The organism is Mesorhizobium sp. FG116, assembly GCF_057809835.1.
Map to the genome: position 1 here is coordinate 1 of NZ_JBMDKS010000058.1, position 6,234 is coordinate 6,234.

Sequence of the window (6,234 nt, forward strand, 5' to 3'; positions counted from 1 at the left end):
GACGCGGCGCGGACATACGGAGTGACTGCGAAGGAGGTGGCGCGCTGGGCGGAGCGCTTCCGGGTCGAGGGAAGCGCCGGCATGATCGATCGTTCCTCGCGGCCGAAGACAAGCCCGAAGCAAACCGAAGCCGCAGTAGCGGACGAGATCGCTGCGCTGCGCCGGCAGCGCCTGACCGGCAAGCACATCGCCAGCGAAACCGGCGTGTCTGAGGCGACGGTGAGCCGGGTGCTGGCACGCGTCGGCCTATCGCGACTGAAAGACCTGGAGCCGGCCGAGCCGGTGCGCCGCTATGAGCGCGAGCATCCCGGTGAACTCATCCATCTCGACATCAAGAAGCTCGGCCGGATCGGCTCTGTGGGGCACCGCATCACCGGGCGATATCCTGGCGCGGTCAACCGCCATCTCGGCATCGGCTGGGAGTTCGTCCACGTCTGCATCGACGATGCCTCGCGCGTCGCTTTCGTCCAAGTCATGCCCGACCAGCGCAAGGAGAGCGCTGTCATCTTCCTCGAAGCTGCCATCGCTTACTACGCCAGCCTCGGCATCAAAGTGCAGCGCGTGATGACCGACAACGGCTCCTGCTACCGGTCAAAAGCTTTCCGGACTGCCTGCAAGCGTCTGGGTCTGCGTCAGATATTCATTAGGCCGTACACGCCCAGGACCAATGGAAAGGCCGAGCGCTTCATTCAGACGAGCCTGCGCGAATGGGCTTACGCCCGGGCCTACAACACATCTCATGAGCGCACCGCCGAACTGCCACGCTGGCTTCATCGCTACAATTGGCACAGGCCGCATGGCAGCTTACAATCAAAACCACCCATCAGCCGCCTCGGCTTCGATCAGGACAACCTATTGAGGCTCCACAGCTAGAACGGAGAGGACCGTGATCAGAGAGTTCTATTGAGAGGCTCGCGCCATGGCGCGCACGTCGCTTGGCTTGCAGTCATAGCGACGCCGAAACGCATTGTTAAAGTAGGAAATGTCGCCAAAGCCGGATTCGACTGCAATGGCACTGATTGTGTAACCGGCAAAATCCGGATCACTCAGACGCCGATGCGTGAGCGCCAACCTTTCTCCAAGGACGAAATCCGAGAACGTCGTGTTCTCGTAGTTGAATAGCGTCCTGATCGAACGGTCCGACAGGTGATGGCGTGCCGCGATCGCGCTGATGGTGAGGTTGGGACTGGTGAGATTGGTCGCGATATCGATCTTGATCGCGCGCAACCTCGCGTCGAACACACCCCGGCGCGCCGCGGCATCGCTTTTCGGCCCGAGCAGCGTACCGACGAGATCGCGAACATGCATGGACGCGATCGACTGCACGCTGGCAGGCATGTTCATCTTCTGCATCGACTGCACGTAGAGGGCCAGCAGGCGTAGTATGCGGTTGTCGCCCCTGATGACAGCCGGCGCCGCCTTATCAGGGTGCAACAGATGCGGCAGGAGCGCGCTGCGCGGGATCGCGATCGATAGAAAATCGATCGGCTCGTCGTAGAAGCTATGTCCGGGCGTCTCGTTCGACCAAACGACCGCATCGCCCTGATCCACGACAACCTCGCCAAACTTCTCCTGGTAAATCTCGGCACGCCCTTTCAACATGATCCCGAGAATCACGTCGTCGTTTCTATCCTGAATCAGTGTTCTGGTGCGCGTGATCCGGTTGGCCGTCGTCGAGACCAGTCCGATAGACAATTCCGGCAGGCTGCGAACGAAGGCTTCCCCGCGAAAAGGCCGGTCCTTTGCGGGCTCCATGTCAAGGTTGGCGATGGTCTGGCCGAAGATCTCGCGCCAGGAAGCAATCGCATCGCGTTCATGAAACTGCTTCGTCGAAAAGCGAAAGTCGCTCATGAGGAGCTCTTCGTTGCGGCACGTACATCGGACGGCGTCATGCCGTAGCGGCGGCGAAACGCCTGGTTGAAATAAGGCACGCTGCTGAACCCGCAATCATGGGCGATCCTGCCGATGTTGCGTTCGGCGGAAGCGGGATCGGACAACAGACGCCGGGCCCGCCGCAATCTCTGCTCACGCAGAAAATCCGAGAAGGTGGTGCCGTCATCGTCGAAGAGGGTCCGGATATAGCGCGGGGAGATTCCGTGACGAACCGCCAGGTCGTCAACGTTGACCTCGGCTTTGCCTAGATTTGCGATGATATCAGTTTTGACGCGGTAGAGACGTGCAGCCCGCAGGCCCCGCGATCGAGCGATCACGGAGGCTTCGCGCGCCACGCCCAGAGCCAGAGACACGAGGTCGTGGATATGGGCAGCGCTCAGCGCCTGTAATTCCGGTGTCAGGGGGGCGGGATCGTCGTTAAGAACGCGAACATAGCTCGTCAGCAGTCTAAGCGCTTCGCTCGAGGCGGGAATCGTCGTCATCATCATCGTATCGAGACGCGTCACCGTCGACATCAACCCGCGTCTGGGAAGTTTGAGGCAAAGCAGTTCCACCGCGCTTAGATTGCGATAGACGCCGGATTTGTCTGTGGCCCAGAGCAAGGCGTCGCCGTTTCCGAAGACCGCCTCGCGCCCGGCTTGCGTGACGGCGGACCGGCCTTTACGCATGATAGCCAACACCAGGCTGTCGTCGCCATCGGCGACATGCGCCCGGGTACGTCGGACCTCGGATTCGGTGATCGCGCAGGACCAGATCGTCAGGTCAGGAAGGGTTCTGATCTGCGAGACGCAACGGAACGGTTCGTCGCCCAGCACCGTCATATCCATCTTTGCAATGGCGTCGCCGAAATGCTCCCGCCAGACCGAGGCCTTGTCGCGGTCCGGAAAGTCGTCGGTCGAAAACTGATGGACTCCTGAATTTCCCCTCGCCAACGGCGCGTCGCCCCCTGTGCCTTCCACAAGCACCACAATACAGCGCCTGAAAAAATATCTCTTGGGCTATTCGGAAGCAATTATTTAGCGTTCCGGCATAGAGACTCCCGGCCTGTCATCTTGGCAATAAAGTACTGCCGTCCGGCTTAATTCACAGTGTCGCCCAGCCCAAGCCGGGTGCCGCAAGCCCTGTTATCGTAACAGCCAGATTTCAGGGCGGCGATGCCGCCGGGGCAGGCAAATCAAGCATCTCAATCCCGGGCCGGGTTGGTGGTTTGCCCACAACTCTGAGGAAAACCATGTTCAATCCAACCCAATCGATGTGGACCACGATCGCGGCCGTGGTCACTGTGGTCCTGTTCCTTTCCGCGGTCTATTCTTTGTGTCGTCAGCATCGCGCCCAAAAATCCCGCGAGAGCTGGCCCGTCACGACGGGTGATATCCTCGCATCGGACGTCATATTGCCGCCCACGCATACATCCGACGACCGAGCCGATGTCACGGCGACGATCCGATATCGCTATCGCGTCGGCGCGCTGCCCTTCGAGAGCGATGCCGTCAATTCGCGCGACCGCATTCCGATGGTGCGCGCCCACGCCGAAGCGCTCACGGCGCGATATCCGGTGGGCGCGCAAGTCGATGTCCATTACGATCCACACAATCCCAAAGATGCGATGCTCGAGCCTGCCCGAAAGGATGGCCTCATCGCCCAGTTCGGATACACCCTGGTCTCCGGTCTTGCTGCCCTCTTCCTCGTCATCCATGCCTTTGCCGGGAAGGTGATCTATGCCGCGCACGGCGTGCCGCTTTTTGCGTTCGCGCTGCCAATTCTCGCTTTGGCAGCGGCCACCGCCGGCATCGCGACTTTTCTCGATAGCCAACGGAAAGCCCACGCCGCGGCGCTGTGGCCCGCCGTCGAAGGCACGATTACCAAATCAGCGGTGATCAAGGAGACGATCGAGTCCAAGGGTGGCGATCCCGACGATGAGACACTCCGTATCAAGAAGCGGTATCGTGCCGACGTGCGATATCGGTATCTGGTCGGTGAACGCAGTTACGTCGGCACAAACGCACTCGGCGAGTGGATTCCGATCTACGGACAGCGCGAGCAGGCCGAGAAGGCGGTCGCCGCCTTCCCGTCCGGCAAGCCCGTGGTTGTGCACTACAATCCCGCGGAGCCGCGAACGGCCATGCTCGATCCCGGCAACAGGAAAGGATCCGCGGCGCCGCTCGTGTTCAGCGCGATCTGCGGAGGCGCCGGTGCGCTCGTGCTCGCCTTTTTTCTCCTCGCCGGCTTCGACACCTGACCGCAGCGATCACGCGCGAGAAAATCAAACTAGTGGAATAGTTAAGTGATGATCGACGTCGAATTATCGCCGCAGCAAGGACAACCAGCGCCTATCGACTGCTTCACATCCGCTCATGCCGACACTCGGACATCCCGGACGCAGCATTTTTGGCAGCGATAGGGCTACGGGGGTTGGCGGGTTCGCCTATTCCGCCCACGGCAGGGCGGATAAGGGAGCGGACTTCGCCAAAGCGTTCTCGAGCGTAGCCTACCTTGCAGCCGGCGATCCTTATGCGATTAGCCAAGTCGCCAACGTGGTCCCCGGTCATCTCACGGACGGTCCTTCCCCTTCGTCGCCGTCCAGTTCGAGGGAGCGCGGTTGCCATCCTCTCGCGATCAGCGCTTCGTATGCGGGGTGACTGCGGAGGCCGTCAAGTTCCCTGTCGTTGCGGATCAGGTCGACCATGTCCGCCGCGCTTTGCCGCACATAGGTTTCGAGAAAGCGCAAGGCCGTATCCTGTTCGCCGACGACCGAGAAAACTACCGCGGCATTGTAACACGTTACTGGATCGTCCGGATCGAGCGTCACGGCACGCTTGATCCACGAAAGTGCCCGTGAAAATTCGCCGAGCAAGCCGAGCACGATAGCGCCGCGTGACAGCGGCGCGGGATTCTCCGGTTGCAGCACCGCTGCACGCTCGACCAGATCCAGGGCGAGCCGGACCCATCGCTCTTGCTCGGAAGTGCCCCTGTCCGTGACGCCGAGAATGAAATAAGGGCCGAGATAATCGTCCCGGCGCAATTGCGCCGCTTCGATAAACTGCTCTTTGGCAAGGTCGCGTTGGCCGTTCAGCCAGGCGAGATGACCTGCGAACAGGCGCGCCTCGTAGCAAGCCGGGTCGAGAGTCGATGCCGTTGCATATGCGGTTCGTGCTTCGTCCGTGCGGCTCAGCCGCTGCAGGGCAAGCCCGCGGGCCACCTGCGCCTCGGCCAAGTTCGGATCGAGCGCCAGCGCCTTTTCCGCCATAATGAGGATGGCACCCGGAGTCTCGCTGCTGGCGAACCATCTCAGCAGGAAGCAATCGCACAGGGCGGCCGCCGAATGGGCGCGCGCGAAGGTGGGATCGAGCTCGGCCGCCTGGACAAACATGCGGCGTGCGACGATCAGGTAGGTCTTGGTCCAGTGCCGCGCCAACTGCCAGCCGTGACGATAATAGGTGTAGGCTTCCATGCTTTCGGTGCGGGAGAGCTGCAGCGCCTGCCTCTCCTCCGGTAGGAGTTCCAGTTCAAGATGCCGCACGATCGCTTCGGTGATCTCGTCCTGGATGGCGAAGACGTCGCTCAGGAAGCGGTCGAAGCGGTCCGCCCATAGGATCGTGCCCGAAGGCCAATCGACCAGCCGGGCGGATACACGCAGGCGGTCCCCCGCCAGCCGCACGCTGCCGTCGACTGTATAGTGCACGTCCAGCGTCTCCGTGACCGCGGCCGCAGACGGCGATGGCAACGGCTCGGCGAGCCGAGACACCACGGTCAGTTGGCGGCTTCGCGTCAGCGCGGTCGCAATATCGTCGGCCACCCCTTCCGCGAACCAGTGGTGTTCGCGGTCATCGGCCAGCGGCCGAAAAGGCAGCACGGCGATCGATGGCTTTTCCGATTGCCGGGCGGGAAGCCGACTGCGGCTTCGCACCTGGCCGGCGTCCATCAAGTAACCGCGCCGTGGCACGGTACGGATAAGCCCCTCGGCCGCTGGGCCGAGGGCCGAGCGGACGTCCTTCAGGCACTGGCTGAGCGAATCGTCGGTCACGATCGAGTTCGGCCAGAGCGCGCCGATCAGTTCCTCCTTCTCAATGACCCTTCCGGGATTTTCGAGAAGATAGGTCAGGAGCGCCAAGGATTTCGGGCGTAAGGCGATATCCTCATGACCTCGCTGGAACCTGCCGCGACCGAGATCGAGCGTATGGCCCGCGAATTCATAGATGCGCTCGGGCTTCATGTTCCGCCGCCCCCGCTGGCCGCCCCCGTCTGCGACCAGTTCGTATATTAGCTGTCCTTGTGAAAATAGTCGAACTTCACGATCGGTGACGTGCAGGGGCTCCGCGCGAGATAGTCCGACCTGACAAG

General features: G+C 61.6%; 5 protein-coding genes. 2 read left to right on the top strand and 3 right to left on the bottom strand.

Annotated elements, in window-relative coordinates:
- Positions 1-873, top strand: an 873-nt coding sequence (locus ACODTY_RS22905; protein ID WP_488996480.1) for an IS481 family transposase, incomplete at its 5' end; no start/stop codon positions are given.
- A 27-nt stretch (positions 874-900) separates the two neighbouring features.
- Here the strand turns inward: ACODTY_RS22905 and ACODTY_RS22910 are convergent.
- Together ACODTY_RS22910 and ACODTY_RS22915 are read right to left on the bottom strand one after the other, a co-directional pair.
- On the bottom strand, positions 901-1,851 hold the full coding sequence (locus ACODTY_RS22910; RefSeq protein ID WP_488996481.1) for an AraC-like ligand-binding domain-containing protein: 951 nt from the start codon (positions 1,849-1,851) through the stop codon (positions 901-903).
- Positions 1,848-2,861 carry an AraC family transcriptional regulator gene (locus ACODTY_RS22915; RefSeq protein WP_488996482.1) on the bottom strand — a complete coding sequence of 338 codons (1,014 nt, stop codon included), beginning with the start codon at positions 2,859-2,861 and terminating at the stop codon, positions 1,848-1,850. Before ACODTY_RS22915 ends, ACODTY_RS22910 begins: the two co-directional genes overlap by 4 nt.
- 263 nt (positions 2,862-3,124) lie before the next feature.
- On the opposite strand from ACODTY_RS22915, the gene ACODTY_RS22920 reads away from it, so the two are divergent.
- Positions 3,125-4,132 (top strand): DUF3592 domain-containing protein, encoded by a 1,008-nt coding sequence (locus tag ACODTY_RS22920; protein WP_488996483.1) that lies wholly within the window; start codon positions 3,125-3,127, stop codon positions 4,130-4,132.
- A 306-nt stretch (positions 4,133-4,438) separates the two neighbouring features.
- Here ACODTY_RS22920 and ACODTY_RS22925 read toward each other — a convergent pair.
- A partial coding sequence (locus ACODTY_RS22925) for a winged helix-turn-helix domain-containing protein (RefSeq protein WP_488996484.1) occupies positions 4,439-6,234 on the bottom strand: 1,796 nt, incomplete at its 5' end.